The 26,414-nt window shown below is 67.4% G+C and carries 24 protein-coding genes; 5 read left to right on the top strand and 19 right to left on the bottom strand.

The window, feature by feature from the left end; genetic code table 11:
- Window positions 1-4: 4 nt before the first annotated feature.
- From VF632_RS23505 to aroF, 3 genes are read right to left on the bottom strand one after another with little or no spacing between them, the layout of a single operon-like run.
- Entirely contained in the window at window positions 5-823 is an 819-nt protein-coding gene (locus VF632_RS23505) for a prephenate dehydrogenase (RefSeq protein ID WP_331025377.1), read from the bottom strand.
- On the bottom strand, window positions 820-1,122 hold the full coding sequence (locus VF632_RS23500; protein ID WP_331025376.1) for a chorismate mutase: 303 nt from the start codon (window positions 1,120-1,122) through the stop codon (window positions 820-822). The genes VF632_RS23505 and VF632_RS23500 overlap by 4 nt, the downstream gene beginning before the upstream one ends.
- The gene (aroF, locus tag VF632_RS23495; protein ID WP_331025375.1) at window positions 1,119-2,171 is read right to left on the bottom strand and encodes a 3-deoxy-7-phosphoheptulonate synthase; all 1,053 of its coding nucleotides are present in this window, start codon (window positions 2,169-2,171) and stop codon (window positions 1,119-1,121) included. Before aroF ends, VF632_RS23500 begins: the two co-directional genes overlap by 4 nt.
- Before the next feature lie 1,167 nt (window positions 2,172-3,338).
- Between aroF and VF632_RS23490 the strand changes: the two genes are divergently transcribed.
- Both VF632_RS23490 and VF632_RS23485 read left to right on the top strand, forming a co-directional pair.
- The gene (locus tag VF632_RS23490; RefSeq protein ID WP_331025374.1) at window positions 3,339-5,936 is read left to right on the top strand and encodes an HD domain-containing protein; all 2,598 of its coding nucleotides are present in this window, start codon (window positions 3,339-3,341) and stop codon (window positions 5,934-5,936) included.
- Between the two features lie 529 nt (window positions 5,937-6,465).
- Window positions 6,466-6,636 (top strand): hypothetical protein, encoded by a 171-nt coding sequence (locus VF632_RS23485; RefSeq protein ID WP_331025373.1) that lies wholly within the window; start codon window positions 6,466-6,468, stop codon window positions 6,634-6,636.
- Window positions 6,637-6,702: 66 nt separating this feature from the next.
- Here VF632_RS23485 and VF632_RS23480 read toward each other — a convergent pair whose 3' ends face one another.
- The 13 genes from VF632_RS23480 to VF632_RS23420 all read right to left on the bottom strand — a co-directional run bounded on the left by VF632_RS23480 (window position 6,703) and on the right by VF632_RS23420 (window position 19,249).
- Window positions 6,703-7,293, bottom strand: coding sequence for a BsuPI-related putative proteinase inhibitor (locus VF632_RS23480; RefSeq protein WP_331025372.1), 591 nt, complete (start codon window positions 7,291-7,293; stop codon window positions 6,703-6,705).
- The gene (locus VF632_RS23475; RefSeq protein WP_331025371.1) at window positions 7,290-8,024 is read right to left on the bottom strand and encodes a hypothetical protein; all 735 of its coding nucleotides are present in this window, start codon (window positions 8,022-8,024) and stop codon (window positions 7,290-7,292) included. The genes VF632_RS23480 and VF632_RS23475 overlap by 4 nt, the downstream gene beginning before the upstream one ends.
- Window positions 7,978-8,613, bottom strand: coding sequence for a hypothetical protein (locus tag VF632_RS23470; RefSeq protein WP_331025370.1), 636 nt, complete (start codon window positions 8,611-8,613; stop codon window positions 7,978-7,980). Before VF632_RS23470 ends, VF632_RS23475 begins: the two co-directional genes overlap by 47 nt.
- A 533-nt stretch (window positions 8,614-9,146) precedes the next feature.
- Complete coding sequence (locus tag VF632_RS23465) at window positions 9,147-11,444, bottom strand: putative bifunctional diguanylate cyclase/phosphodiesterase (protein ID WP_331025369.1); 2,298 nt, start codon at window positions 11,442-11,444, stop codon at window positions 9,147-9,149.
- Window positions 11,444-12,586 (bottom strand): FIST signal transduction protein, encoded by a 1,143-nt coding sequence (locus VF632_RS23460; RefSeq protein ID WP_331025368.1) that lies wholly within the window; start codon window positions 12,584-12,586, stop codon window positions 11,444-11,446. Before VF632_RS23460 ends, VF632_RS23465 begins: the two co-directional genes overlap by 1 nt.
- Before the next feature lie 194 nt (window positions 12,587-12,780).
- Window positions 12,781-13,524, bottom strand: coding sequence for a DUF4344 domain-containing metallopeptidase (locus VF632_RS23455; protein WP_331025367.1), 744 nt, complete (start codon window positions 13,522-13,524; stop codon window positions 12,781-12,783).
- 53 nt (window positions 13,525-13,577) lie between these two features.
- Window positions 13,578-14,285 carry a DUF4344 domain-containing metallopeptidase gene (locus tag VF632_RS23450; protein WP_331025366.1) on the bottom strand — a complete coding sequence of 236 codons (708 nt, stop codon included), beginning with the start codon at window positions 14,283-14,285 and terminating at the stop codon, window positions 13,578-13,580.
- 258 nt (window positions 14,286-14,543) lie between these two features.
- On the bottom strand, window positions 14,544-15,224 hold the full coding sequence (locus tag VF632_RS23445; RefSeq protein ID WP_331025365.1) for a DUF6766 family protein: 681 nt from the start codon (window positions 15,222-15,224) through the stop codon (window positions 14,544-14,546).
- 850 nt (window positions 15,225-16,074) lie between these two features.
- A complete protein-coding gene (locus VF632_RS23440) occupies window positions 16,075-16,509 on the bottom strand; it encodes a hypothetical protein (RefSeq protein ID WP_331025364.1) in 435 nt (144 codons plus the stop codon).
- A gap of 215 nt (window positions 16,510-16,724) precedes the next feature.
- Complete coding sequence (locus VF632_RS23435) at window positions 16,725-17,129, bottom strand: hypothetical protein (RefSeq protein ID WP_331025363.1); 405 nt, start codon at window positions 17,127-17,129, stop codon at window positions 16,725-16,727.
- A gap of 186 nt (window positions 17,130-17,315) precedes the next feature.
- Entirely contained in the window at window positions 17,316-17,861 is a 546-nt protein-coding gene (locus VF632_RS23430; RefSeq protein ID WP_331025362.1) for a DinB family protein, read from the bottom strand.
- Between the two features lie 42 nt (window positions 17,862-17,903).
- Entirely contained in the window at window positions 17,904-18,167 is a 264-nt protein-coding gene (locus VF632_RS23425; RefSeq protein WP_331025361.1) for a hypothetical protein, read from the bottom strand.
- Entirely contained in the window at window positions 18,164-19,249 is a 1,086-nt protein-coding gene (locus VF632_RS23420; RefSeq protein WP_331025360.1) for a heme o synthase, read from the bottom strand. The genes VF632_RS23425 and VF632_RS23420 overlap by 4 nt, the downstream gene beginning before the upstream one ends.
- Window positions 19,250-19,448: 199 nt before the next feature.
- Here VF632_RS23420 and VF632_RS23415 point away from each other — a divergent pair, with 199 nt between their 5' ends.
- The 3 genes from VF632_RS23415 (at window position 19,449) to VF632_RS23405 (ending at window position 22,712) form a co-directional block, all read left to right on the top strand.
- A complete protein-coding gene (locus tag VF632_RS23415; RefSeq protein ID WP_331025359.1) occupies window positions 19,449-20,420 on the top strand; it encodes a COX15/CtaA family protein in 972 nt (323 codons plus the stop codon).
- Window positions 20,421-21,108: 688 nt separating this feature from the next.
- Window positions 21,109-21,900 (top strand): SRPBCC family protein, encoded by a 792-nt coding sequence (locus tag VF632_RS23410; RefSeq protein ID WP_331025358.1) that lies wholly within the window; start codon window positions 21,109-21,111, stop codon window positions 21,898-21,900.
- A gap of 290 nt (window positions 21,901-22,190) precedes the next feature.
- On the top strand, window positions 22,191-22,712 hold the full coding sequence (locus tag VF632_RS23405) for a GAF domain-containing protein (protein WP_349264033.1): 522 nt from the start codon (window positions 22,191-22,193) through the stop codon (window positions 22,710-22,712).
- An 82-nt stretch (window positions 22,713-22,794) separates the two neighbouring features.
- On the opposite strand, the gene tadA is transcribed toward VF632_RS23405, so the two are convergent.
- From tadA to gltX, 3 genes are all read right to left on the bottom strand, one after another.
- Window positions 22,795-23,319: a tRNA adenosine(34) deaminase TadA gene (tadA, locus tag VF632_RS23400; RefSeq protein ID WP_331025356.1), complete on the bottom strand. Its 525-nt coding sequence runs from the start codon at window positions 23,317-23,319 to the stop codon at window positions 22,795-22,797.
- A gap of 78 nt (window positions 23,320-23,397) precedes the next feature.
- Window positions 23,398-24,054 carry a transcriptional repressor LexA gene (lexA, locus tag VF632_RS23395; RefSeq protein ID WP_331025355.1) on the bottom strand — a complete coding sequence of 219 codons (657 nt, stop codon included), beginning with the start codon at window positions 24,052-24,054 and terminating at the stop codon, window positions 23,398-23,400.
- A gap of 281 nt (window positions 24,055-24,335) precedes the next feature.
- Entirely contained in the window at window positions 24,336-25,784 is a 1,449-nt protein-coding gene (gltX, locus tag VF632_RS23390; RefSeq protein WP_331025354.1) for a glutamate--tRNA ligase, read from the bottom strand.
- Window positions 25,785-26,414: the final 630 nt, after the last annotated feature.

Raw genomic sequence — 26,414 nt, 5'->3', positions numbered from 1 at the left:
GCCATCACGGTTGCTCGCCGTGCCAGTTCCGTCCGCTCGCCAGAAGCTGCCGCAGCAGGTCGCGGTCGCCGCTCGCGACGGCCCGGCGGAGGGCGCGCAACTCCAATTCTAGCGCGTCGAGCGCGGGAAGAACCTCGTCGGCGTTGTCCGCCAGGATGTCGGCCCACATCTCGGGCGAGCTGCCGGCCACGCGCGTTACGTCGCGGCCTCCGCAGCCGAGATCGGATCGCGCGATGCCCGCTTCCGCCAGCGCGCGTGCCAGCGCGGTCGAGGCGGCCTGGGGCAGGTGGCTGGCCCAGGCGAGGCGCCGGTCGTGCTCGGCCGCCTCCATCACCTCCGGCACGGCGCCGATCATCGTCCACAGCTCGCGTGCGAGTTCCAAGGCATCGGCCTCGGTGGATCGGGTCGGCGACAGGTACACGCGAGCGCCCTCGAACAGGCCGGTGCGCGACGCATCCCATCCGCTCCGGTGATCGCCGGCCAGCGGGTGCGATCCCACGAAACGATCGCCGATCCCCATCTGCTCCGCCGCGTCCACGATCGACCGCTTGGTGCTTCCCACGTCGGTGATCAGCCGCACGCCCTCCATCCGGCCCACCAATTCCCGCAGCAGCTCGCGCGCGGCGACGACGGGAACCGCGAGCACGACCACGTCCACCGGCTCGTTCCACGTCAGCGGCCGGGCAATCCCCTGCTCCGCCGCCGCCCGCACCGCCGCCTCGTCACGGCCGCCCGCGAACACGCGGACGCCCTTTGCCGCCAGGTCGCGGGCCAGCGAGCCGCCGATCAGGCCCAGGCCGATGATGGCGGCGGACTCGATCATTCCTGCTCCAGCTGCACGCGGCGGCTGAGGCCCACCAGGTGCCAGAAGATGTAGCGCACGTCGTCTTCCACCAGTCCGGCTTCACGGGCCAGGGCGCCGGCGCGGCGGACGATGGCGGCCTCGCGGGGCGGATCGAGCGTGGGCATCCCCAGCTCGCGCTTCAGCGGGCCCACCCGCCGCGCCAGCTCCACCCGCTGCGCGATCAGCCCCACGATAGCGCGGTCCACCTCCACGATTTCGTCGCGAAGGCGGTCCAGCTCGGCCTTGGGCGACCAGTCGGATTCCGTGGACGCGCTCATGCCGCCTCCACCCGCAGGCCGGTGCGCGGGCCGGCCACGGTGCGGCCCGCGGCCTCGGCGAACGGCCGGATCTGCCGCATCAGCTTCTCGAAGTTCTGCAGCGTCAGCGACTGGTCTCCGTCGGACAGGGCCGTCTCGGGCGTCGGGTGCACCTCCACGACCAGCCCGTCTGCCCCCGCGGCGATGGCGGCGAAGGAGAGCGGCGCCACCAGGTCGGCCCGGCCGCCGGCATGGCTGGGGTCCACCATCACCGGCAGGTGCGTCTCGGCCTTGAGCACAGGGATGGCCGCGATGTCGAGCGTGTTGCGCGTGGCCGTCTCGTAGGTGCGGATGCCGCGCTCGCACAGGATCACGTCGCGGTTGCCCTGCGCCATCACGTACTCGGCCGCCATCAGGAACTCCTTGATGGTGGCGCTCATGCCACGCTTGAGCAGCACCGGGCGCTGCACCCGCCCCACCTCGGAAAGCAGCGAGAAGTTCTGCATGTTGCGCGCGCCGATCTGCAGCACGTCCGCGTATTCCGCCACCAGCTCCACCTGGCGCGTGTCCATCACCTCGGTGACGATGGGCAGCCCCGTTTCCGCGCGCACCTCCGCCAGCATCTTCAGGCCCGCCTCGCCCAGCCCCTGGAAGGCGTACGGCGACGAGCGCGGCTTGAAGGCGCCCCCGCGCAGCATCCCCGCTCCCGAAGCCGCCACGGACCGCGCCGTCTCGCGCAGCATGTCGCGCCCTTCCACCGAGCACGGCCCGGCGATGATGGCCAGCGCGCGCCCGCCCACCTCGGCCGCGTCGCCCACGCGCACGATGGAGGGCCCGGCGGAGAACTCGTGCGACGCCAGCTTGTACGGCTTGAGCACGGGGTGCACCGATTCCACGCCGGCGATGCTGAGGAGCGCAGCCTCGTGAAGCAGCGTCTCGTCGCCGATGCAGCCGATGATGGTGCGGTGCTCGCCGCGCGACAGATGCGTGCGCATGCCGAGCGTTTCGACTCGCTCGCGGATGTGGTCCACCTCGGCGTCAGTGACGTTCGGACGGGTGACGATGATCATCGGTCGTTCTCCTGCGGTGTGTGGCGGATGCGGGCAAACAAAAAGGCTCCCGGGGAGCTGGGAGCCTTCGGATGCCTGTGGCGAGCTGATCCTACGCGCGCGCGGCCGGCCCCGGACTCCCGTTGGGAAACCCGTAATAGCCGTAGCCGCGGTACCAGGTGCGCGCGCAGATGCTCATGGGATCAAGGCTAATACGACGGCCGCTGGAGCACAAGCGCCTCGACACGATCACTTGCCGCCACCGGATAATTAGGCAGGCAAATCCTTGCCGAGTAGCCTGTCCCAGAATTTGCGAGATCACCGGCGTGGCGCGTAGTCCGATTCACGACATTCTCCAAACGTCACCAACCTGCCGCTCTCACTTCGCATTCTGACTAGCAACTCGACACGCTCGGATCGCCCTGAATTCATCTCGGGGTTTGTGGCGCAGCTTCAATCTCGCTTGATTGCGGTAGAAAGCGACGGAGCAGCGCGGCCTTGTGAAGCAGCGTCTCGGGCGATGGAGCCGATGATGGTGCAGCCGCCGCGCGACAGGTGCGTGCGCATGCCGCGCGTTTCGATGTGCTCGCGGAAGTTGTCCAGTTCGGCATTGATGGGTCCGGGTCCGTGACGATGATCATCGGTTGTTCTCCTGTCGGCGTGGCGGCGGCAGGCGAACAAAAAGCCCCGGGGTTCCGGGAGCCTTCGGATGCCTGTTGCGAGTGGATGCTACATGCGCGCGGCGGGCCCGGGACTCCCGTTGTGGAACCGGTAATAGAATCGGTAGCCGCGGTACACGCGGAGCACAAGCCCGCCACCCGCCGGCATATCCCCACCCCGCCTGCCTCCTATCGCAGTCCAACGGCCCCAAGTCCACGCGCAAGCTATGGGGTTGCCCCTGCATAGGCTTGTCCTTGTGCAGGAGATTGAGATAAGGCATCTCTTACTGAGCGCATTTAGCCGATAGTGACGTGTGCAGAACCGCGCCGTAGCGCCACGCTGAACTCGCGCTGACCCCGGGAGGATGTTCCCGTGTGAGGCTTATCTCTGCGCTGAAGCCCGGAACGAATCCGCGCGTCGTGCCGGCCGGCCTTCGATGCCAGCCCGAAGACGACGCTTGTTCAGCGGATGCCTGACTGATATGCTGTTTACGCCCACCGCTTCAACCCACTCGATTAGCCAACCTGGATGATTAGCGCGGAAATGCCGAGCAGTGTCACCGGAACCGGAATCTGGAAGCGACTTGATGTCGAACCGGAGTTCCAGCAGGCCGTTAAGCATCTCCGGTCTACAGCATCGGAGATCGGGGCCAGAATTGCTGATGTTATCCCGGATTTTACGGATCATTCGGTTCGGCACATGGACGCACTTTGGGCCGTGACAGACCAGGTCCTTACTCCATCCGAAGTCGAGCGCTTTACCTTGAGCGAAGCCTTCGTTCTGGCTTGCTCGTTCTATATACATGATTTAGGTATGGCCGTCGCGATTACACCGGAGGGCCGAAAGCAGCTTGAGACGAGTCCTGCGTATGCTTCCGTGTACGAGCGGGCGGTCAAGGCCGATGGGTATGACTCGGCGTCTGCCCGTGTGCTTGCCCTCAAACTCGCGGCACGAGAGCAGCATGCGTCTGTAGCGGAACGGTTGATTGATGAAAAACTGCCGGGACTTGATCGTTACTTGCTGGAATCGACAACTTTACGCACGCACTGGGGGGAACAGATTGGCACGGTTGCAGCGAGCCACCATTGGAGCCTTTCCGAGGTGGATCGTCGAGCCGGGAGTCGTGGAAAGATCCCTACGCCAGTTGGGGACACGATAGATCTCGGGTTTTTAGCGGGAGTACTGCGGATTGCGGATTACGCGCATATTAACTCTGATCGCGCATCTACCCTGGACCGGATACTTAGGTCGAGCATCGCTGCTGAGAGCCTGAAGCACTGGAACGCTCAAGAGTTCATTACGGGGCCATTCCGCGAGTCTAATCACATCGTGTACGGCTGCACGCGGGCTATTGCTGATGTCGATGGATGGTGGGTCTTCTATGAGATGGCGAGCGGCTTGGACCGCGAGATCTCTGCTGTTTCGGAATACATTGCTGGTAGATCCTGCTCAGAGGGCCGCTTTTCACTTGAGAGCGTCAAAGGGGTGCGAACCCCGCAGAGCTTTGCAACCTACGTTCGCACAACCGGGTTCGAACCAGTAGATGTGCGTTTCCGGTCTGACTCGATGGCCCGACTTGTCTCGATTCTGGGAGGTAGAACTCTATACGGGAGTGATCATTTCGCTCCCATCCGCGAACTTCTCCAGAATGCCAGAGACGCCATTGCGCTCCAGCAAGCCGTTGATATCGCGCAAAGCAGATCCCCGCGCGGGGGAACCATCAAACTTAGCCTTGAAGTTAAAAAAGAAGGTGGTGAGCTTTCGATCGTTGATGACGGGATCGGTATGAGCCCACATATCATCACCAATTTCCTACTTGGAATCGCGGCAAATTATTGGCAATCGAATGAGTGTTTCGCCGAATTCGCCGGCGTTATTGGATCCGGGTTCAAACCGGTAGGCCGATTTGGGATCGGGTTTCTTTCCGTGTTCATGGTCGGTAATATGGTCGAAGTTGAGACAGAGCGGCGTGGTGGCGAGCGACTCCTGCTGCGTTTGTACGGGGTGGGCCGACGCGGCGCATTGCTCAAGAAGAGCGCTACAGGGATCTCCGGAACCACGATTCGCATCAAGGTCGCGAATGCAGAGCTTTCCACCTACGATGAGCTTGCGGCAATCGTTAGGGCTAAGGCTCCCATGCTGGACATTCCCGTAGATGTTCACCAACAGGCGGCGGTCACTCGAGTAGAGCCCCAGTGGTGGAAGTCTGTCTCTCAGGACGAATTCAGCGCATTCTTGTTTAATCGCGAGCAGATCTCGACAACTCCGGCCCGGATGAGAGGGCGCAGCAACGTACCTATTGGCCAACGGATCGGTGCGCGACACCCGCGGACCCTTCGGGACATCTCTCCAGTCGAGAAATGGCCAGACCAACAACCCGAGGTAATAAGAGAAGACCTGCGAATCATAGCTATTCCGAAGGTCTCTCAAGTAGTTTTGTGCTCGAAAGGATTCGCAATCTCAACAGTCCAAGCAAACGGGATCACAGGACTAGTCGAAGTTGGAGACGTCGAACTAAATGCCGCGCGAACCGAGCCACTCTCCTGGGATACGCCCACGCTCAGGAAAAACCTTATTGATTTGTTGCGGCCGGAGATCCGGCACAGCCTAGATCGAATGGCACTGCACGGCTCGATTCCGGGACGTTACAGGTTCTTGGCGAAGGTTGGACTGCTGTACGGCGAAGACTTACTGCGAACGACGACGCTGCCGTGGATCTCAATTGTCGATCCCATGGGACAGACGAGCCTGACGTCAGCGGCGGGATTCCTGGAATTGTTAGGCGGCAGACATGAGGTCATTCTGGTCTACAACAACGTCCATCCGTGGTCAGTTGCCACGTTCGCATACGAACGGTTTCCAGAAGCAACGCGGAACACGATCTACGTACCCATTGAGGGCGCACCGGACACGACCATCGTCCCTGTGGACTACTCAGGACGCGAGCAAATGGCGTGGGGGGGCCTTCCTGATCTCCTTTCCGGGCCCGATGCACTCAAGCAGACACCCTTATTGTTTGCTACCCTCAAGCTACTAGCGCAGGCCTGGCACATGCCGTTAACAAGTCTGCTTGGGGCGAATTGGTCTCGGCATAATCGCACAGTGGCTGCACGCCTGTTGAGATGATCACGCTCACCTGGTACTAGGGCAGGGGGCGCCGGCTCAGCCACCTCCCCCGCCCGCTTATGACGGCCGCCATGATTTCTGCATTCAAACCCAACTATCACTCTCCGAGAGTAGTTCCGTCCAACTCCTCGGCTAAAGAACTGTATGCCCGACTCCGCTCCCGCGCCAACCGCGCCAGCACCGGCTGCCAGTTCTCGGGCGGTGGCCGATAGCCGGGGTTCGAACCATCCAACCGAGCACGAGCGATTGAGTTTCGCGCGACTCCGAACGCTTCCGCGATATCATCAGCAGTGATGCGGTCAGTCAGCCGGTCGGTCGCAGTCTTGAAATCCATCTCTTCGGGTAGTAAGGGTATTGACTTCAGTCACGTAGGTAGTATCATTATTAACAGCAGGGCGAAAAGCAAGGCTGGCCGATCCTCCCGTCAAGAAAGCTCGACCAGCCTCGTTCACGAACCGACCCGAAGGCCGCCTCGTTCGCTAAAGGTGCCCTGCCGCGGCCCGAGGGTCAAGAGACACGGAGCCGACCCATGCCACGCAAGCCGAAGTCGCCGTTCCCTCCCCCGCCACCTCCGCCCGGCGTGTGGGTGATCAAGAAGCGGGACCGCAACTGGATGGTGATTGCCCCGGACGGCGCCCTGGTGTGCATCACGCTCTACAAGAAGGGCGCGCAAGAAGTGGTGCGGCGGCTGACCGCATGAGATGAGAGAGCCCCGGCGCGCAGGACGGCGCCGGGGCTCGTTGCTGGTCGAGCGTCACGGGGCCAGTTACGGCCGGATGATGATCGGTCTGGGTTCAGTGGTGGGATTCCCGGGTACCGCCACGAGTGCGCCACGGATCGAGTACGTGCCGGGCGCAACCGGCGTCCCGTTGTTCGCGCGCTGGTCCCACGACTCTGTGAATTCCAGGGTTTCGCCCGGCTGAAGCGTCGTGCTCCACTGGATGTTCAGCACCCCCCGCCCGTGCATCCGCGACCAGACCTGCGTTCCGTCGGGCCGGGTGACAATCAGGTCGAACGTGAGCGGCCTTCCGCCATGCTCCAGGGTGATGGGCCGGGTCAGGAGGTTCCGCACCCGCAACGTCATGGGAACCGGCTCGCCGCGACGCACCTCCGCCGGGGCCTCAATCCAGAGCCGGACCGAATCGGCAGTCGCGAGAACCGGCTGCTGCGCAGGGACATCAGGCGGCGGCACGACGGTCGCCGCTGGTTGGCAAGCGCCGAGTCCAATTGCTATGACCGCAGCCAGGTCCAGAAGGTACGAACGCATCATTTTCACTCCCAGCAACCGGTCCCGGGACAGGTGCAGCCACCCCGAAACCATGGCGTCGAAGAAGTTGCTCTCGTGGGCGAATATCACGGGAAGTAGCCCAGAGTTCCCAGGTCACGCTCGATTCCGCCGAGCGGACTGTACAGCTTGCGCCCGCCACTGAGGGCACCCCAGTGAATTCCTTGCAGCCCGGCTTCGGTGGAGCTCAGGTACGCGAACACTGGGGCACCACTGTCACCACGCTCCGCGCCGTACCATGCATAGTCCTGACACAACAACCAATAGCCCGGACGGCTGAACGTCGCGAGGTCGACGTCCTGGCACGGAGCATCCACATCGCCCCAGGTCCACCCGCTTCGCCAGCCCACCTTGTCGACGGGATCGCCTGCGGTGGTACCGTAGAGCCCCTGCGTGATCCGAAACCGCGGTGAAGCCTGGTCAACCACATATGACCCGGAATCGCCACGGAACGTGCTTGAATAGGTAGTCCGGGCGAGGTACCCGCGCTCGTGCGAAATCCCGGAAGAATAGGTGGCTACGGCGGCATCCGCCCACCGGCAATAGATCGGAGTCGTCGTGGTGCTTCGGGGGCAACGCGGGACCTGAGCATTCGTAAACCAGTTCGGATCCTTTGCTTCCGTGCCGATCTGCCGGCTGCCGACCAAGGGCTGCGAGTAGCCCGTACCCTCTACTCCCCCTTGGGTGCGGGTGCAGTGCGAGGCGGTGACGAACGCAGCGGAACCGCTCGAAGTGGCGTTGAACCCAAGCGTGCACTCACCGCCCGCTCCGGAGATGAAGTCGATCTCGATCTCCGTGAACAACCGGCGCCGCCTGACGTAACGTAAGGGTTTGATCCAGCCGTGCCGTACCCACCACCTCGACCACGAAAGCTTCTCCCGGAATGTTCATCGCCGCGACGGCGGCTTGAACCCGGTCCCGTGCCGCCGTGTCTCGAACGCCGATCCACACCCTGTTCTGCGCGGGATGAACCCCGACCGACACGAGTCCGTCAAGGCCTAGCACGGCATCGCGAGCCTGGTTCCGAAACCCGTCAAGCTGATCGAACGTGAACCGGCCCTGGCGAACGAGGATCTGTGGTACCTGCGTCAGGTTCAGCCGGCCAGGAACGGGTATGGACGTAAGCACGGGGGTGAGAACCTGAAGAGCGACGACCTGCTGCACGGCTGGCTCGGTGAGAAACACGACGAAGTTTCCGTTCTCGCCCCGATAATATCCACCGAACCCCGGAATCTGCCGGTTCAAGGCACTGAATCGTTCATCGAGCGTCCGGAGGTCCCTCTCCTGCGGCACTTGGCTCTGACGTGCCTGGGTGGAAGGCCCTGCAGCGTTCGCGGCAGCGGCCGCCAGCAGTAGTATCCCGAGCACCGCAACTGACGATGACTTCAACACGACTTCCTCCTTTGTGCGCCTGCATGGCAAGGGGAGACTCGGCGCATCCTTCAATGTCCCTAAAGGGCGGCACCTTACGAGCGATAAATCGCAAGCAACATACCCGGCTTAGTGCACGCGACTCCTGACGTTCGCAAACCGCGCGAGCCCCGGCGCGGCGCCCCCGGGCGCACGGACGGAGAGGCGAGTACATTCCATGACGTTATCTACTTCCACCTGTTCAGGAGGTGACCCGTGATTCCACACCGCCATATTCTTCCCATCGTTGTGCTCGCGTCCGTTGCTGGCTGCGCGTCCCCGAGCGAGCCGGGCTCGAGCCGAACCGCCGAGGCCACTCCGCACGCCAACACCGCCGAATCCACACCTCCGGCAGCGGACACGGTGGGTCGCGGAGGAAACGTGATGGGCGGCGGCCACTGACACCCGCGGACTGTTGCGCACACCACGCACGGAAGCCCCGGCGCGGAGGTCCGCGCCGGGGCTTCGTCGGGCGCCGGGGCCGGGGGATCAGCAGTTCTCCCCGTTCGTGCCGGTCAGTCCAGAGTCCAGGCGGGCTCCCCCAGCAGAAGCGCCTCCGCCTGCTCGGGGGGCAGGGGGCGGGAAAAGAGGTATCCCTGCGCCAGCTGGCAGCCGCGCTCACGCAGCAGGGCGGGCTGGGCGGGCGCGTCCACGCCCTCGGCCACCACGCCTACGCCCAGGCTGCGCGCAAACGCCGCGATGCCCGCCACGAAGCGCGCGCGCCGCGGCTCGGATTCCATGCCGTGCACGAACGACCGGTCGATCTTCACCGCGTCGATGGGAAAGCGCTCCAGGAAGGCCAGCGACGAGTAGCCGGTGCCGAAGTCGTCCAGGTGCAGCTTCAGCCCCAGGCCGCGCAGCGCAACCAGGGTTTCGGCGGCGGCGTCGGGCTTGTCGATCAGCACGCTTTCGGTGATCTCCAGCCGCACCGAGTGGGCCGGGACGCCGTGGCGGCGGATGCTGCACTCCACCTGCTGCACCAGGTCCGGCTGCACGAACTGCCGGGCCGACACGTTCACCGCCATCGTGAGCGGCGGGTCGCGCGGCACCGCCGCCTGCCACGAGGCCAGCACCCGGCACGCCTCGTCCAGCACCCACCGGCCGATGCCCTCGATGAGCCCCGTTTCCTCGGCGACGGGAATGAAGTCGGCGGGCTCGATGGTGCCGTGGCGCGGGTGCTCCCACCGGGCCAGCGCCTCGAAGCCCACGATGCCGCCGCCCTCCAGCGACACCACGGGCTGGTACTCCAGCCGCAGTTCGCCGTTGGCCACGGCGCGGCGCAGGTCCGTCTCCATCTGCAGCCGGCGCATGGCGGCCGCGTGCATCTGCCGGTCGAAGACCTCGCAGCGCCCCCTGCCGTGCGCCTTGGCGCGGCCCAGCGCGGCGTCGGCGTTGCGCAGCAGCTCCTCGGGATGGGCGTCGCCGCCGTCGCACAGCGCAATGCCGATGCTGGCCGACGCGTACACCTCGCGCCCGCCGATGGAGAACGGCACCGCCAGCGCGGCCAGCAGCCGCTCGGCCACGTGCGTGGCGTCCACCGCCGTCGCCACGCGCTCCAGCATGACGGTGAACTCGTCGCCGCCAAAGCGCGACACCGTGTCGCCCGGCCGCAGCGCCTGCACCAGCCGCGCCCCGATCTGCCGCAGCAGCTCGTCGCCCGGGCCGTGGCCCAGCGAGTCGTTGACCAGCTTGAAGCGGTCCACGTCCAGGAACAGTACGCCGAAGGGAATGCCCCGCCCCCGCCGGATGCGCTCCAGCGCGTGCTCCAGCCGGTTCAGGAAGAGCGCGCGGTTGGGCAGCCCGGTGAGCGCGTCGTGCAGGGCGCCGTGGGCCAGCTGCTCCTGCACGCGCTTGCGCTCGGTGATGTCGGTGATGGCGCCCAGGGTGCCCACGATGTCGCCCGCGGCGTTGCGGAAGGGTGTGCCGTGGATCTCCACCCACCCCGTGGTGCCGTCCTTTCGCAGCGCGCGCATCTCGTACCGCTCGGCAACGCCGCGGGCGCGGCGGGCCATCCGCTCCCGGAACGGCGCGATGTCGTCCGGGGGGATCAGCACCTCCAGCCCCTTGCGGCCCACCAGCTCCTCGGGGCGCCAACCGTAGATTTCTTCCACCCGCGGGTTGGCGTACTGGATGACGTCGTCCAGGTCGGTGATCAGCAGCCCCTCGCCCAGCGACTCGGCCACGGTGCGAAAGCGGATCTCCGACTCGCGCAGCGCCACCTCGGCCACGGAGCGCTCGGTGACGTCGCGCGAGTTGATCACGATGCCCGCCACGGCCGGGGCGTGCAGCAGGTTGGTGGCGGTGGACTCCAGCACACGCCACCCCTCGCGCGCGTGGCGGTTGCGGTAGGTGACGGACCGCACGGCGCCCGGCGTGCGCCGCACCTCGCCGAAGGCCGCCTCCACCGCCTGGCGGTCGTCCGGGTGCGCGCCGGCGAAGGCGCGGGTGCCCGCGAGCAGGTCGGGCGAGTAGCCCAGGATGCGCTCGATGGCCGGGCTGTGGTAGCGCACCGTCCCGTCGGCCTCCAGCACGCTCACCACGTCCGAGGCGTTCTCGGTGAGCGACCGGAAGTACTCTTCGCTGTGGCGCAGCGCCTGCTCCACGCGCTCACGCTCGCCCACCTGGGCCTGCAGGTCGCGGTACCGCTCCAGCATTTCCTGCGAGGTGAGATCCATGGCGCGCTCCAGGAGCACCCGGTCGCCCTGGGCCTCCTCGTACGCCTGGTTCACCGCGTCCACGAACCCGCGCAGCTCCGCGGGCACGTCGGCGGAGCCGAAGTGGCGGCGCAGCTGGCGAAGCAGGAGCTTGTGCATCACTCCGCTTCGGAAAAAGTGGTGACGGTCATCGTCTGGTTGTGCAATTCGCAGCGCGTAGAGGCGGAGAAGGGCGAAATCTCGCCGTACGAGTAGAAGCCGGCCAGCACGGGGCCGCCGCCCAGCACGTCGCGCACGCTCTCCACCTCTTCCTCGGTGCGCTGCTTGAGGATGAGCTTTCGCCCCACGCACGAGATGAGCAGCGCCAGCTGGGCGGTCCCTCCCCGGATGCCGTCGCCGCTGGTGCGGGCCGCGCCGGTGGCGCCGTCGATCAGCCGCTCGAAGTTGGCCTTCATCAGCCGGGCGATGGCGCCCTCGGGCACGTCGCCCGCAAAGGTGAGGCTCTGCTCGGCCTCGTCCACGGCCAGGATGGTGCGCACCACGGGCGCCTCGCTGTCCGGCGTGCGCAGGCTCAGGGGAAAGAGCAGGCCGCTGGCCGGGAGCTCGGCGGCGTGCTCGCCCAGGTAGCGCTTGTACAGCTGCAGCGCCGAGCAGCCGTCCATCTCATACAGCACGTTTCCCCGCGAGCGGGTGATGACGCGCTCGGGACCGAACGGGTCCCACCCCCCCAGCGAGCCGTATCCCACGCGCAGCCGCGGGCCGTAGAAGCCGACGGCGACGACGATTCCCTCCGCCACGTCGCCATCCACCCCCACCAGCGTCCGCTCGAACCGCGACCCGTCGCCCGACAGGCCGCCCGTGGCCGCGACGCCGCGCGGAAGCTGCTCCGAAAGCCCCTTCACCAGCTCGGTGCCGTTCACGTGTAGCCCGTCGGAAAGCACCAGCACGTGCACCAGCCCCGCCGGCTCCAGCGACCGGGCGAGCGCGCGGCCGGCCTCTTCGCTGCTCCCGAACTCCTCCAGCGACACGCGCCCCACGCGCACCTCGGTGTGGGCGAACGCCACGGCGGTAGCCACCACCGAGTCGTCCAGCACGCGCGTGCCGGCGATCTCGCCCGCGGTGGAGCAGCCCACCACGCCGGCGCCGGGGTAGCGGGCGCGCGCGTCGTCCCAGCACTGCGCCTGCTGCACCAGCTCGCGCGAGCCGAACAGCAGGACCAGCTGGGCGGCGCCGCCCAGCCCCTGCCCGGCCGCGGGCTGCCATCCGCCCGGCGCGGTCCACGTGGTCTGCTCGATCTTCATGGCGAGGGGCCGTGCGGGGAGCGCCAAAATGCGGGCGGAGACCGTACAACAAAGTGCCTGAGCCGCACTTCGCGCAAGATGACCGAACCCGCCATCTTATGGATCGAAGCCCGGCCAAGCCATTCGTGACGACGAAAGCCCCGGTGCGGAGGACCGCGCCGGGGCTCTGTGTTGCTGTGCGCTGGTGGACGGGATCAGCCCTGGTTGAGATGGCTCTCCAGCAGGGCCGTCCACCGGGCCTGTACGTCCGCGAACTCGCCGATGCAGCTGGTTGCGCGGCTGGCGGTAAGCTCGCCCTGTTCCACCATGTTCGCATGCGCCTCCGGGTTTCCGCCGTAGATCAGGCAGGTCAGCTTCGCCAACCGCCCGCCGTCGAGAACGGTCGCCCCCGTTTCCGGCGTCTCCCAGTCCAACTCCAGATCGTGGAGGAGGACGACGCCATCCACCAGGTGATCGAGTTCACCGGGCGCCAGCCCCACCATCACCACGACGAACTGATCCGCGGCTTCTTCCATCGGCAGCCCCACGTCCAGCTGCAGCACGTCGATCACCGCATGCCCCACCTGGTGCATGAGCATGAATGCGAAGGCGTTCTGAAAGCTGGCAGGCTCCCCAGAGTCCATTCCGTCCTCACGGTCGCCCAGCTCCGTGAGCAGTTCGTAGCAGATCCGAATGGCGCTCCGGCCTGGATCGTACGTCGCGGTAGGCGTGTCGCACTCAGCGAGCTCAAACGTCACGTCCCGCGGCAGTCGGAATGCCTGGTTCATCGACTCCGCCATCTCTTCAAGCATCCCGTCCAGCTGCAGGATGTTCCGCATCCCCTCGTGCATGGGATTCTGCACCTCGGGATAGGAGGCGAGCCAGCGCCCCTGTGCGGCGGCGGGAGCGGAGGACAGGGCAAGCATGGCGGCGGCACTGGCCAGGAGGCGCACGGGCATGGGCAAACCGGACGGGTTCGAGGGGACTAAGGAGTCGGGCGGCGGGCCAGGATTCAGTTGCGCAGGTACGGCTCGAGCATGGTGACCCAGGCGGTCAACACGGCGTCGTATTCGTGCTTGCAATTGGCCGCACCCGCCGGTCTGGGCCGGCCTTTGCCCGCGGGTGCACCGAACGCGTCCGGGTCGCTGCCGAAGTACAAGGCGGTTTCTCCGGAGCCGGGGTGCTCCCAGTCCACGGCGTGCTGGTGAAGGGCGGCGGCGGCGTCCACCCAACGCTCCGGATCGCCGAAGCCCGTCGTGTTGATGACGGCGAACTGGTCGGCGGCCTCCTCCAGTGGTACCCCGGGCTGCAGCTTCAGGAGGTCGATCAGCGCGTGCCCCGCCTGGTGCAGGAAGATGAGGTTGAACGCCCGCCCGAACAGCGCGGCGGAGCTGTCTCCGCGCGCCGTGGAGTACGCCATGAGTTGGTTGAACAGCTCGTAGCAGAGCCGGATCGCGGGCCGGCCCGGATCGTACGTGGCGCTGGGGGTGCCGCACTCCGCCAATTCGACGGTAATGTCGCGTGGCAGCTGCATGTCCCTGTTCAACGGCTCCAGCATCGATTCCAGCATCCCCCACTGCTGCAGCGAAGCGCCGAGTGCGGCGGTGAGCGGATCCTGCGCCGGTGCGTACGCGGCGATCCAGCGGCCCTGCGCGGCGGCGGGAGCGGACGAGAGCGCCAGGCCGGCGGCCAGCGCCAGAAGGGACTTCGAACTGATCATGCGGAGAGGCCGATCGGGCGAGAAACAAACGGCGGATGCGGCACAGTCTACGCCGTTCCCCGGTCCGGTGCAACGCCGGCCATTCAGTGAGCAGCATTCCGCTTTCGCTGCGGCACGGCGCGCCGATCCACGGCTTCCACCCGCCGCGCAGGCGCTGAATGCTGAACGCGTGACGCGGCCCGGCAGAAAACCGGAATTCGCCAGCCAGCAACATGGCCGCGGCGAACGCGTCGAGCGGATGCGTGCGCAGACGCCCCGTTACTCCTCGCCCGTCTGCTCGTGCGGCGCGTGAACGGGCTTGCTCTCGGGCGAGTGCTGCTGCCGGAGCCAGATGGACAGGCCCGCGATGGCGAACACCGACAGGAACTCGCTCTGCCAATTCTGGAAGCTCTCGAACCAGAAGCGCGACGTGGTGAGGTAGCCCAGCGTACCCACGGCCACGTCGCCATGCGCCAGCTGGTCTTCGCTGTACTCCACCGCGCCGGTGATGGCGTGGCCCCAGAACGAGGCCAGGAACAGCAGGAACAGCACGATGGACAGCGAGTTCCGGTACAGCGCCAGGGCGATGCCCCCGCGGCGGACGGGCCAGGGGGCGCGGGGATCGTTCCGGTGCTTCGCGGGGTCTTCGTCGCTCGGCTCCTCGCCCGCGCCGGACTCGTCATCCGGCTTCTTGCTCTCCGCCGATCCGCGCTGCACGAGGAACGCGGTCAGAAACACGAACACCGCCATCTGCAGGAATTCGGATTCCCAGTTCTCCAGCGTCGCCTCGCCGAAGTGGCCCGTCGCCAGGTACTGCACCAGCGAAGCGGATTCTTCCCCGTGCGCCTGCTGGTCCTGGTTGTACTCGGCACGCCCCGTCAGCACCTGGCCCACGAAGGCCGCCAGGAACAGAGTGATCGCGGCGATGCTCAGGCTGCGGCTCCTGATCCACTTCCGCACGTTGGCTCCGGGTAGAGGTGCGCACCGCCGAGAAGGTTGGGCGGTTGGGCGAGGAAAGAGGGAGGAATGCGGACAGTGTATACTAATGGCTACGCGTGGTCAACGCGGGTCAGCGCTCGATCATGGAAAGGCATTCCGCTTCGCCGCGGCGCGGCGCCCCGATCCCACGGTCCCTTTCGCGAGACGAGAGCGTGCACTGATCGGCGCGCACATCATCTGCCCGGAGGCACCAGCACGACCCTGGAACGATCGCGGACTGAACCGGTCACCCGAGGAGCACCTGGAGCAGCAGCCCGATCAAGCCTGCTGTCGTGGCGGCGGCAAACCAGAGCAGTGCGCGTACGACAACGGGCCGCCTCGTGGACGTCTCGGACAGGTACAAGCCACTCAGCCTCTCAGGCTCGTCGGATTGTCGCTGAATCCGGAGCGTGATCTCCCAGACCGATTTCCGCGGTGGCATGCATCCTCTTCTTGCAAAACGACAGTGGCCGCAATCCTGGCTGAAGGATCGCGGCCTCTTCGTACAAGCAAGACGGACAGAAAAGAAGGTGGGTGTCACGCCACTACGTGTCAACACTTTTCTTCATACGCATCGCCGATCCAGTTCGCGCCCCGAACAGCAGCAAGGCCCTAAGTGCTGGACGTGTAACAGATTAGAGCAGCTGCCCTTCGAGAGGCATCGTCCGGCTCCCAACGCGGCATCGTTGTCGGCATTTCAGCCATAGTGGACGGATGTGGGCAAAATGACACAAGGGTCCGCGAATAGTGGACAAAAGCGAGCAAAGTGACCCGACTGTCCGCGAATAGTGGACAGAATTGCCAAATATCGTGCGCGGCACGCGGGCGGGCCTCACCGGAAGATGCAGTTGGTACCCGCGAACATTACCTCCACGGTGGCGGCGTCGGACGGGCCCGTGACCACGCCGTAGAGCTCGCCCGCCGCGAACTCGTGGCCCAGTGAGGTTTCCTCGACGGTCGTCGCGGGATAGGCCTTCTTCAGCTCGCCCAAGGTGGAACCGGGTCCGATGCCCTCCGGGGTACGAAAGCGGGAGCCCTCCCCCGCAAACCATCCCACGAACTCGCCGTCCTGAAACACCACCTGCAGGCCGGACGTGTACGATGCCTGATATAGCGGGCCGGCCGGGCACTCCTCCTGGTTTCCCTGCTCCTTCGGCGCGCCCAGCGCGGCGTCGACATCCGCGAGCACGCCCGCCTGGGCGCCGCCGAACGCGAGCCGCTTGGGGGCGCCCGCACCGCCGATCGTCAGTCCGTCCGGCGCGAGCACGATGGAGGCAGCACCGCGTTCTGGTCCGCTCGAAGCGGTATCCGCCGTGTCCCAAACCACCGCCGCAGGAGCTTTGGCGATGGAATCGGGAGAAGCCCGGGCGTCCGTGTCTCGAGACGGCTCCGATCCGCAGGCGGCAAGCAGAAGGGTGGTCAGCAGGAGATGTTTCGTATGCATAATCGCGCGCTTTGGTGGCTGGTTCGCGGGAACGTTCTTCAGCGGGGCCTGATCGACAACTCCAGCGGAGTACGGGCGCCGGTGCCGCTCCAATGGAATGCGACCGTCCAGTGGATGTAAAGCTGTACTTCCCAGAAGAAGCTCAGTTCCACGCGTTCCCGTGCAGCGTCGCAGAACACGCACAGCAACTCCGGCCGGCTGCTAACGATGCCGAGCCGCTGTACGTCCGCGTACTTGCGCACGTGGCCGACGGCTTCGTCCAGGATCGAATCGATCGAGGGAAGCACCGTCTCGGCAAGCGCGAGCGAGCGGGCCTCGGGCTCCCATTCCACGCCGACGGGAACGCCGAGATCGTATCCCATTTCGGGAAGCGACGCCCAGCAACGCATCGGGATGTCGCTGCCCGATTCGGAGCGGAAGTTCTCCGCGGGAGGGATCAGCATCGGTTGAGGAGGTAAGGGCGAGGCTCGGGATTCCGTGTCGCTGCCGCGCCCGGGCTCGGAAGTGCCGCCTGGCTAGATCCTTCGGCCCGCGAGGGGTGTGCTACGGGCCAGTTAGGTGCGCCTGGGCCTCTGGATGACAGATCGCGCGTTCGTCAGTGCTGGCGCGCACGCACGCACTTCACCCACTCACGCACTCCGCTTCCGTGCGATCTGCCCGCGATGATGCTCGATGTGCAGCGCCGCGAAGCGCATGCCGCGGTTCCAGTCGATCAGGCCGAAGTAGGGATGCGTGAGCCCCGGTCTCCCCGCCCCGCGCGCCGTCTCCGCCGCGCGCTCGAACTGCTCGGCGAGCGTTCGCAGCTGCGCCAGCGCCTCTTCGCGGGTTCCGCCGGGGGTGTGGGGGCGCACCGCGCGCGGGGCGCGGGCACCCTTGGGAAAGGTGCGGTGGAAGAGCATGTGCGGCAGCAGGAGCAGCTTCAGCATGCGCCTGCGAAAGGGCGTCAGCTTGAGCTTCATCGCCGTTCCCGTGGTCGCTTCGCCGATGAACATGCGGTACACCAGGGCCAGGTGCTCGGTGATCTCGGCGGGGGTCCACTTGCCGGGCTGCCAGGGCGTCGTCCAGGCGTCGGCGGGGAGCGCGGCGGCGGCATTCAGATAGCCAGCGAGCGCCACCTGGTGCTCTTCGAGGGCCGAGCGCCAGCGCGTCTCGGTACGCGGCACGGTCGCGGGCATGGGTGCGGGAGGGTTGGGGAGGGACGGGGAAAAGGCCGCCGGTCAGCGGCCTTCGGTCAGCCAGTAGGTGATGCGGATGGGCGATTCGGTGAACTTCCACCCGGCGCGGCGCCACTCCTCCACGCGCCGGACCAGCTCGCCAGCGGGCGCCTGCCGGTCGTGCCCGGGAAGCTCCGGGTCCTGGTCGCAGGGCCACTCACGGTAGCGCACCGTCCCATCCGCGTCCGGCGGAAAGAGCATGATGACGTAGCCCTCGTCCCCCGACGGGCTCTTGGCCTGAAAGCCGATGTTGGCTTCCCTGCTCACGGCGCAGCGGGCTCGGCGGCGACGGCCACCGGCGACGAGCGCACGAACACCACGCCCGGCGAGCGCTCGCCCTCGGCCGAGACCACGCCGTCGATGGCCATCGCCACGAAGAGCAGGGCCAGGTACAGCAGCGAGTTGCGGTACAGCGCCCAGGCCGGCTTCACGAAATCCGCCGCGCGCATCACCCGCACCACGTCGCGCAGGAACCACAGCCCCAGGATGGCCGCCATCACGCCGTAGAAGGCGCCCAGCCCGCCGTACGTCACGGGCCCCAGCGACAGGGGCACCAGGATGAGCGTGTACAGCAGCATCTGCTTCATGGTCTCGCGCTCGCCCCACACGTTGGGGGCCATGGGCACGCCCGCGCGGCCGTAGTCCTTCTGCTTGACCAGCGCCAGCGCCCAGAAGTGCGGCGGCGTCCAGAAGAACACGATCATGAACAGGTAGACGGCCGTCAGCGAGATCTCGCCCGTGGCCGCCGCCCACCCCACCAGCGGCGGAAACGCGCCCGCCGCCCCGCCGATGACGATGTTCTGCGGGGAGGTGCGCTTCAGCCAGCGCGTGTAGACGAAGACGTAGAACAGAAGCCCCGCCAGCGCGAGGATGCCGCTGATCAGGTTGACCTTGAACGCGAACAGCGCGAACGCCGCCGCACCGAGCGTGACGCCGAAGGCCAGCACGTGCCCCGGGGACATGCGGCCGCTGGGGATGGGCCGCAGCTTCGTCCGCGGCATGTGCGCGTCGATGTCGCGGTCCATGAACATGTTGATGGCGTTGGCCCCGCCCGCCATCAGGTATCCGCCCAGCAGCGTCCACAGCAGCACGCCCGCGCCCGGCATGCGGCCCAGCGCGATGAACATGGGCGCGGCCGTGGTCACCAGCAGCAGCGAGATGATGCGCGGCTTGGTGAGCGTCACATAGTCGCGCAGCCGCTGCGCCACGCCCCCCGACCCGGTGCGCGCGGCGGCCATGCCGGCCCGTTGCGTGGCCGTGGTCATCTGCGCGTCGGCCCCGTCGCGCGGGGGCGCGGGGCGGGGAGCGCTCAGGGGTTCGGTGGAAAGGGCGGCGATCGCTTCGGACATCGAGTTGCTCGTTCCGGGTGCAGGGTGGCCCAAATATACGCTGGCGGCCCCGGAGCGCCACCCTATGCGGGTGATTCCCGACACTCCCGCGGGAGATTGCCCCACGGCCGCCAAGCCCAAAGCGTTCAACCACTTGCGCGCGCGCGCCCCGGCCCTGTACCGTGGTGCGCCGTCGCCGCCCATCACCCACGCACGCCTGATGTCCATCAACCCCAACGCCCACAAGGGCTTTGCCCGCGCCGCGCAGCTGGTGCTGGCGTACACCATGGCCGTGGTGCTGTGGGGGGCGTACGTGCGCGCCACGGGTTCCGGCGCGGGGTGCGGGCGTCACTGGCCGCGCTGCAACGGCCAGACGATTCCGCGCAGCCCCTCGGCCGAAACCATCATCGAGTTCACGCATCGGGCCACCAGCGGCCTGGCGCTGCTCGCCGTCGTGGCGCTGCTCCTCTACGGGTTCCGCAGCCTGCCGAAGGGCGCACCCGCGCGCGCCGGTGCCGTCGCGTCGGTGGTGCTGATGCTCACCGAGGCGGCGGTGGGCGCCGGGCTGGTGCTGCTGGAACTCGTGGGCGCCAACTCGTCCGGCTGGCGGGCGTTCATGATGGCGCTTCACCTGGTCAACACCTTCTTCCTGCTGGGCGCCCTCACGCTCACCGCCTGGTGGGCCACCGGGGCTCCACGCATCCGCCTTCGCGGCCAGGGCGCCGCGGCGGTGCTGATGCTTTCGGCCATCGTGCTGACGCTGATCGTCGGTGTGACGGGCGCCATCACCGCGCTGGGCGACACCCTGTTCCCCAAGACTTCCGTAGGGCTGAACCTGTCGCCCACGGCGCACTTCCTGGAGCGGCTGCGGGTGGTGCACCCCGCCATCGCCATCGCTACGGGGCTGTTCGTGGTCCTCTCTGGCGCGGCGGTGCGCAGGATGCGGCCGGACCCGTCCACCGTGCGGTTTTCGCGGATGCTGGCGTGGCTGTTCGGACTGCAGATCGTCGCGGGGACGGTGAACGTGGTGCTGCTCGTTCCCGTGTGGATGCAGATCGTTCACCTGCTGCTGGCGGATGCGCTATGGATCGCCCTGGTCCTGACTGCGGCCTCGGCGCTGGCGGAGCGCGATCCGCACGGCCATGTGGAGGAGACCGCGCAGTCCCGGTTGCCGGAGCCGGCGGTGCTCTGAGCCTGGTCCCACCCGGCTCGACAGGCTGCCGCTCACTCTGAGGGAGCCCCCTCCCCCCGGCCCCCTTCCCCCGCTGCGCAGGGGAGGGGGAGACCCAGAGCCAGCTGCCGAGCGTGCCCGCGGCTTAGGATCGCACCACGCAGAATCCAAGGCGCGCGCACCCGCCCCCCCGGCGCGCTGTCATCCCAACGGAGCGGCCCCGACCTACCTGCCCACACGCCGAACTTCGCAGCGACTGAGGGATCCGCCACACACCTCGCGACCCCACTCCGGAACGGCAGACACATCACTGGGTGTCGTTCGCGTGTACCCCCTCCTCGGGGGTACACGCCCGGAACAGCGGCCCCGGCTCACTCCACGACCGCCGGGCGCCTCGCGGCGTGTGTGGCGGATCCCTCAGTCGCTGCCGCCTACGTCGCCAGGGCCGGTTCGGCGTGGCCGCTCCGTCGGGATGACACGATGCGCCGCACCTGCCGGAGCGCGATCGAATTCTCCCCCTCGCCCGCTTGCGGGAGAGGGGGCCGGGGGGAGAGGGCAGCCGGGGATTGCGCCGGACTCCCCGAAGCGCGCCAGGCTGGCTCCCTTCCCCCGGGGCTGTTTGCGGGGGAAGGGTTGGGGATGGGGGGCGCCGGCCCGAACACCGCACCCCCCGGAACGCACATCTACCGCACCCACCTCGGAATACCTCTTGCACCCCTCCCGCGCCGCCATCCGGCGGACAGTAACGACGATAGACGAGGAGTGGATCGTGGCCAACGTGGGGGCAACGCTTGCGCACGCGCTCGGGGGAGAGGTGAACGTCGGCAGGACGGAGCGCCTGGTTTCCACCCTCGGCGGGGGAGCGCTGGCGCTGGCCGGGGCCCGGCGCCGCGGCGTGCCCGGCGCGCTGCTCGCCACGCTTGGCGCCGCGCTGCTGCATCGCGGCGTGACCGGGCACTGCCACCTGTATTCAGCCGCAGGCATCGACACGTCTCGAGAGACGGTGGATTCGCCGGACGCGATGCCCGCGGCCGAGGACGGGGGCACCCGGGTCCAAGCATCCGTCACGATCGCCCGCTCGGCCGACGAGTTGTATGCGTTTTGGCGGGATTTCACCAACGCCCCGAAGTTCATGCACCGCATCATCCGCGTGGACGTGCTCGAGGACGGCCAGCGCTCGAAGTGGACCGCCGAGGGGCTACGCGGCCGGACGATCGAGTGGACATCCGAGCTGACGGACGATCGGCCCGGCCGCATCGCGTGGACGACGCTCCCCGGCTCGGACCTGCCGCATCGCGGGTTCGTGGAGTTCACACCCGGCGCCCGCCCGGGCGAGACCATCGTCCACCACGCGCTGGATTTCGATCCGCCGGGCGGCATCGTGGGCCAGGCCATCGCCAGCGCGCTCCACGAGCTGCCCGAGGTGATGCTGCGGGACGACCTGCGCCGCTTCAAGCAGCTGATGGAGAGGGGAATGGTCCTGCGGACGGGACACCGCTGATGGGCCGGGGGGCTCTCACCCATCCCCGCAGGGGCGACTGAAGTCGCGGCAACCACTGCCCGAAGCCCGCCTTTGCGGACTGCGCCCCGCGAGTACCGCTCGCATCGCGCGCCATCGTGCTCACCGCCCGCTCTGCTCCTTCCCTCGATGATCTCGACGCCGCTCATCACCGCCTCGCACCCATGCGGGGCGGCGGTGTATGCGGGCGCATCCCGGGCACGGCCTGGCGATCGATGGGAATCGAGGCACATCAACACGGATCGAGGCAGTCGATGGCGGAATACACGCTCGTGGCGGAAAAGACGGGGGAGTTGAGGCTGGACGCGGCGGCCAAGGAAGAGCGCTACGCCGAGGTGGCGCAGCAGATCGAGGCGGTGCTGGAAGGGGAGCCGGACCTGGTGGCGGCGATGGTGACCATCGTGTGCCTGCTTCACAATGCCCTGCCCTACTACTTCTGGACGGGCTTCTACCGCCGCGTCGGTCCCACGCGGCTGCTCGTGGGACCGTACCAGGGCACGATGGGGTGCCTGTCCATCGAGTTCGGACGCGGGGTGTGCGGAGCGGCGGCGGAGCGGCGCGAGACGGTGATCGTGCCGGACGTGCATGCGTTCCCAGGCCACATCGCCTGCGACTCGGCGTCGGCGTCGGAGATCGTACTGCCGGTGTTCGACGCCCGCGGAGAGCTGATCGCCGTATTCGACGTGGACAGCACCATCCCGGCGGCGTTCGACGAGGTGGACCAGCGGTGGCTGGAACAGATCCTGGGGATGCTACGAGAGAAGGAAGCCCAGCCGATCGTGTGGGCAGGGTGATTCGGGCGCGCGGTGGCGGGCTGAGTCTGGGCCAGCGCGAGTGCTGAAGGGCGGCTGAATCCGCCGCAGCGTCACGTCGGATTCAGCCGCTTTCGCCCGGAGGTGGGCTGCCTTCACCTGCCATCGGGGCCTTGCCGCGGCGCCGCGCGCGGAAGAAGGCGCGCAGAACGTCGCCGGATTGCTCGGCCAGGACGCCCGTGGTGAGATGGACGCGGTGGTTCAGCAGGGGGTGCTGCACCAGGTTGGCCAACGAGCCCGACATGCCGGCCTTGGGGTCGTGCGCGGCGAAGACCAGCCGCGGAATGCGCGCCAGCACGATGGCCCCGGAGCACATGGCGCACGGCTCCAGCGTCACGTACAGCGTGCACTCCAGCAGCCGCCACTCGCCCAGCACCTGGGCGGCGCGGCGGATCGCCACCATCTCGGCGTGGGTGCTCGGGTCCTGCAGCGTATGCGTGAGGTTGTGCCCCGTGGCTACCAGCTGGCCCCCGCGCACCACCACCGCGCCCACCGGCACCTCGCCCAGGGCCTCGGCCAGCGCGGCCTGCTCAAGCGCCAGCCGCATCCACTTTTCGTCCTCCTCGCACCGCGCCTCTTCGCCCATCATTTGGCATCCCGCCCGGATAAAAACGAAAGGGGACCCCGGCGAAACGCCGGGGTCCCCCGCCTGGAACGGCTCCGGCGCTCAGGGCGCGCCGGTGACGATGGCTTCGGTGTGGGCGCGGGTGAAGCGGCGGTACAGCCCCGTCACCCGGCCCAGGATGGTGAAGTCGTTGTGCTCGTGCACCAGGATGGGCGCGTAGCTGGTGTTGGCCGCCTCCAGCACCACCTGGCCCTTGTTGGCGAAGTAGCGCTTGACCGTGGCCTTGCCATCCACCCGCGCGGCGATGATCTCGCCGTTCTGGATGTCGGCCTCGTCCGCCGGCTCCACCAGCACCATGTCGCCCTCGACGATGCCCATGCCCGTCATGCTGTCGCCCGTGACGGCCAGCAGGAAGGCGTCGGCGCTGCCGGCCAGCTTGCGGTCGAGCTCGAACTCCTCCACCACGTCCTCGCGAAGGAGCGTGGGAACGCCGGCTGCGATCTGCCCGTACAGCGGCACGCTCGCCACTCCCGGCGACAGGTTCATCCCCAGGATCTTCACCCCGCGCGAACGGGAGGCGTCGCGCTCGATGAAGTTCTTGTCGGCCAGCGACTGGAGGTGCTCCGAGACCGTTTTGGTGCTCTTGATCCCGAAACGCTTGCCGATTTCACGGATGCTCGGCTGATACGTGTTCTCCTTGAGGTAGTCCACAAGGTAGTTCAGGATCCGGCGCTCGATCTTGGTCAGCGCTTCAGGCATGGCCGCCTCCGCGGGGATGAAACGTGGGTGGGGTACTTCCCTCCAAGGGTCCCGGACTCTTCATGAATCCGCCTATCACACTTCAGGTCGGAAAACGCGAAACGGGATGGCGCGACGGTGCCGTGCGCCCACCCTCCGGCGTCCCAAGTTGTTTCCGCGCCGCACGATACGTTTCCGTGGCGCGGGCGGTGGGAAGCGCGGGATGTTTCCGCCTTACCTGGCCTTGGGGCGCAACTTAGGAGCAGAGTGTCCGGAAGTCAACAATCACGTATCGCGATGGCTCACGCGCCCTGCATGGCGGCCAGCTTCTCGCGCGCGCGGGCGATGCGCCGCAGCGCCCCCTCGCGCCCCAGCGTGTGCACCACGAAGTCGATTCCCGGGCTGGCGGCCTGCCCCACGAGGGCCACGCGCAGCGGCTGCGCCAGCTTTCCGAACCCCACGCCCGCCTTGTCAGCGGCGGCGCGGAGGGCGGTGTCGATGCCTTCGGGCGTCCACGGGTCCACCCCCGAGAGGCCCTCGTGCACCTCGGCCAGCCGCTGGTCCACTTCGGCGGCGTTCTTCCAGTGCTTGGCGACGGAGGCTTCGTCGTACTCCTCTACCTCGTCCACCAGGTAGGTGCGCGCGTGGCCGGCGATCTCGTGGATGGTGCGGCCCCGGATCTTCAGCTCCTCGACCAGGCGGAGCAGCCAGTCGCGCCGCGCGTCGACGTCCGCCTCGCCGAGCAGGCCGTCGCGCACCAGGACGGGCGCCACCAGGGGCAGCAGCGCTTCGGCGGGGGTGAGGGCGATGTGCTGGCCGTTCATCCACTCCAGCTTGGCCGTGTCGAACACTGCGCTCTTCTTGTTGACGCGCTCCAGCGAGAAGCGCTCGGCCAACTCGTCCATCCCCATCACCTCCACGTCGCCGCCGGGGTTCCATCCCAGCAGCGCGAGGAAGTTGTTCATCGCCTGTGGAAGGATGCCCTGCTCCGCGTACTGGCCGACCGCGGTGGCACCGTGGCGCTTGCTGAGCCGCTTCCCGTCCGGCCCCAGGATCATGGGCAGGTGCGCGAAGCGGGGAACGGCGGCGCCCATGGCCTGGTAGAGCAGGATCTGCTTGGGGGTGTTGGCGATGTGGTCGTCACCGCGGATCACGTGGGTGATGCGCATGTCGATGTCGTCCGACACCACGGCCAGGTTGTAGATGGGCGTGCCGTCGGTGCGCAGGACGATGAAGTCGTCGATGCTCTCGTTTTTGAAGCGCGTGTCGCCGTGCACCTCGTCGTCCCACGCCGTCTCGCCCTCGGGTACGCGGAAGCGCACGGCGAACGGCTCGCCGGCGGAGGCGCGGCGCGCGGACTCATCGCGTGGGATGTGGTAGCACGCGCGGTCGTAGCGGTACTCCTCCTTCAATTGCTCGCGCTTGGCGTTCAGCGCTTCGGGGGTGCAGAAGCAGCGGTAGGCGGCGTCCTGCTCCAGCAGCCGCTGCACGTCGCCCTTGTGGCGGTCGAGCCCGTCGGCCTGGTGGAACGGGCCCTCGTCCCAGGTGAGGCCCAGCCACGTCATGCCGTCCAGGATGGCCTGCGTCATTTCGCCGCTGCTGCGCTCGCGGTCGGTGTCTTCGATGCGCAGCACGAACACGCCGCCGGTGCGGCGGGCGAGCAGCCAGTTGAAGAGCGCCGTGCGGGCGCCGCCCACGTGCAGGTAGCCGGTGGGGCTGGGGGCGAAGCGGACGCGGATCTGGTCGGACATGGCGTGATTTCGGGTAACTACGGTAACGACGGTAACTACGGTCGAGACGGTCACGACGGTACGGGCCACAACCGTGGCCGCGTTTCGAGACGGTCGATTCGGTGGGAATGTAGGGAGGCGGGCGGGGCGGGACTAGACGCGGAGGCCCCTCCCCCGGCCCCTCCCCGCACAAACTGCGTGCGGAGAGGGGGGAACTTCGGTGTGGGAGGCCAGGATCGGCGCTCGGGCGGGCGCCCCCCATCCCCAGCCCTTCCCCCGCAAACTGGGCGGGGGAAGGGAGCCAGTGTGGTGCGTTTCGGTTGGGCCGGCGTTCGGGCGGGCGGCAGGAGGTTTGGGGCGTTTCGATTGAGGCCGGCGCATGCCCCTGGCGGCCCTCTCTCCCCGGCCCTCTCCCCCGCAAGCGGGGGAAAGGGAGAATTCGATCGCGCTTCGGCCGGCCTGGTGCACTCGACTACGCGTGCAGTCCGCGAAGGCGGACTTTGGGCCCTCGTTGCCGCGACGTAACCGTTCAGTGGGTTGTACAAAACTGTAGACTTTGTTCACATGAGCACTACATATTGTGGCCCATGAGCATCATAGAGCAGCTGGAGGCGGCTGGTGAAGTCCTCTCGCCCGCAGTGCGCGCGGCGA

The sequence above is a fragment of the Longimicrobium sp. genome, from assembly GCF_036388275.1.
Lineage (GTDB): Bacteria > Gemmatimonadota > Gemmatimonadetes > Longimicrobiales > Longimicrobiaceae > Longimicrobium.
The sequence above is the reverse complement of the archived record's forward strand: the minus strand, read 5'-3'. Positions and strand labels throughout refer to the sequence as shown.

Coding starts and splice junctions, on each gene's coding strand:
- VF632_RS23505 (WP_331025377.1), bottom strand. CDS start 823: ATGATCGAGTCCGCCGCCATCATCGGCCTGGGCCTGATCGGCGGCTCG.
- VF632_RS23500 (WP_331025376.1), bottom strand. CDS start 1,122: ATGAGCGCGTCCACGGAATCCGACTGGTCGCCCAAGGCCGAGCTGGAC.
- aroF (WP_331025375.1), bottom strand. CDS start 2,171: ATGATCATCGTCACCCGTCCGAACGTCACTGACGCCGAGGTGGACCAC.
- VF632_RS23490 (WP_331025374.1), top strand. CDS start 3,339: ATGATTAGCGCGGAAATGCCGAGCAGTGTCACCGGAACCGGAATCTGG.
- VF632_RS23485 (WP_331025373.1), top strand. CDS start 6,466: ATGCCACGCAAGCCGAAGTCGCCGTTCCCTCCCCCGCCACCTCCGCCC.
- VF632_RS23465 (WP_331025369.1), bottom strand. CDS start 11,444: ATGCACAAGCTCCTGCTTCGCCAGCTGCGCCGCCACTTCGGCTCCGCC.
- VF632_RS23460 (WP_331025368.1), bottom strand. CDS start 12,586: ATGAAGATCGAGCAGACCACGTGGACCGCGCCGGGCGGATGGCAGCCC.
- VF632_RS23455 (WP_331025367.1), bottom strand. CDS start 13,524: ATGCCCGTGCGCCTCCTGGCCAGTGCCGCCGCCATGCTTGCCCTGTCC.
- VF632_RS23450 (WP_331025366.1), bottom strand. CDS start 14,285: ATGATCAGTTCGAAGTCCCTTCTGGCGCTGGCCGCCGGCCTGGCGCTC.
- VF632_RS23435 (WP_331025363.1), bottom strand. CDS start 17,129: ATGCTGATCCCTCCCGCGGAGAACTTCCGCTCCGAATCGGGCAGCGAC.
- VF632_RS23430 (WP_331025362.1), bottom strand. CDS start 17,861: ATGCCCGCGACCGTGCCGCGTACCGAGACGCGCTGGCGCTCGGCCCTC.
- VF632_RS23420 (WP_331025360.1), bottom strand. CDS start 19,249: ATGTCCGAAGCGATCGCCGCCCTTTCCACCGAACCCCTGAGCGCTCCC.
- VF632_RS23415 (WP_331025359.1), top strand. CDS start 19,449: ATGTCCATCAACCCCAACGCCCACAAGGGCTTTGCCCGCGCCGCGCAG.
- tadA (WP_331025356.1), bottom strand. CDS start 23,319: ATGATGGGCGAAGAGGCGCGGTGCGAGGAGGACGAAAAGTGGATGCGG.
- lexA (WP_331025355.1), bottom strand. CDS start 24,054: ATGCCTGAAGCGCTGACCAAGATCGAGCGCCGGATCCTGAACTACCTT.
- gltX (WP_331025354.1), bottom strand. CDS start 25,784: ATGTCCGACCAGATCCGCGTCCGCTTCGCCCCCAGCCCCACCGGCTAC.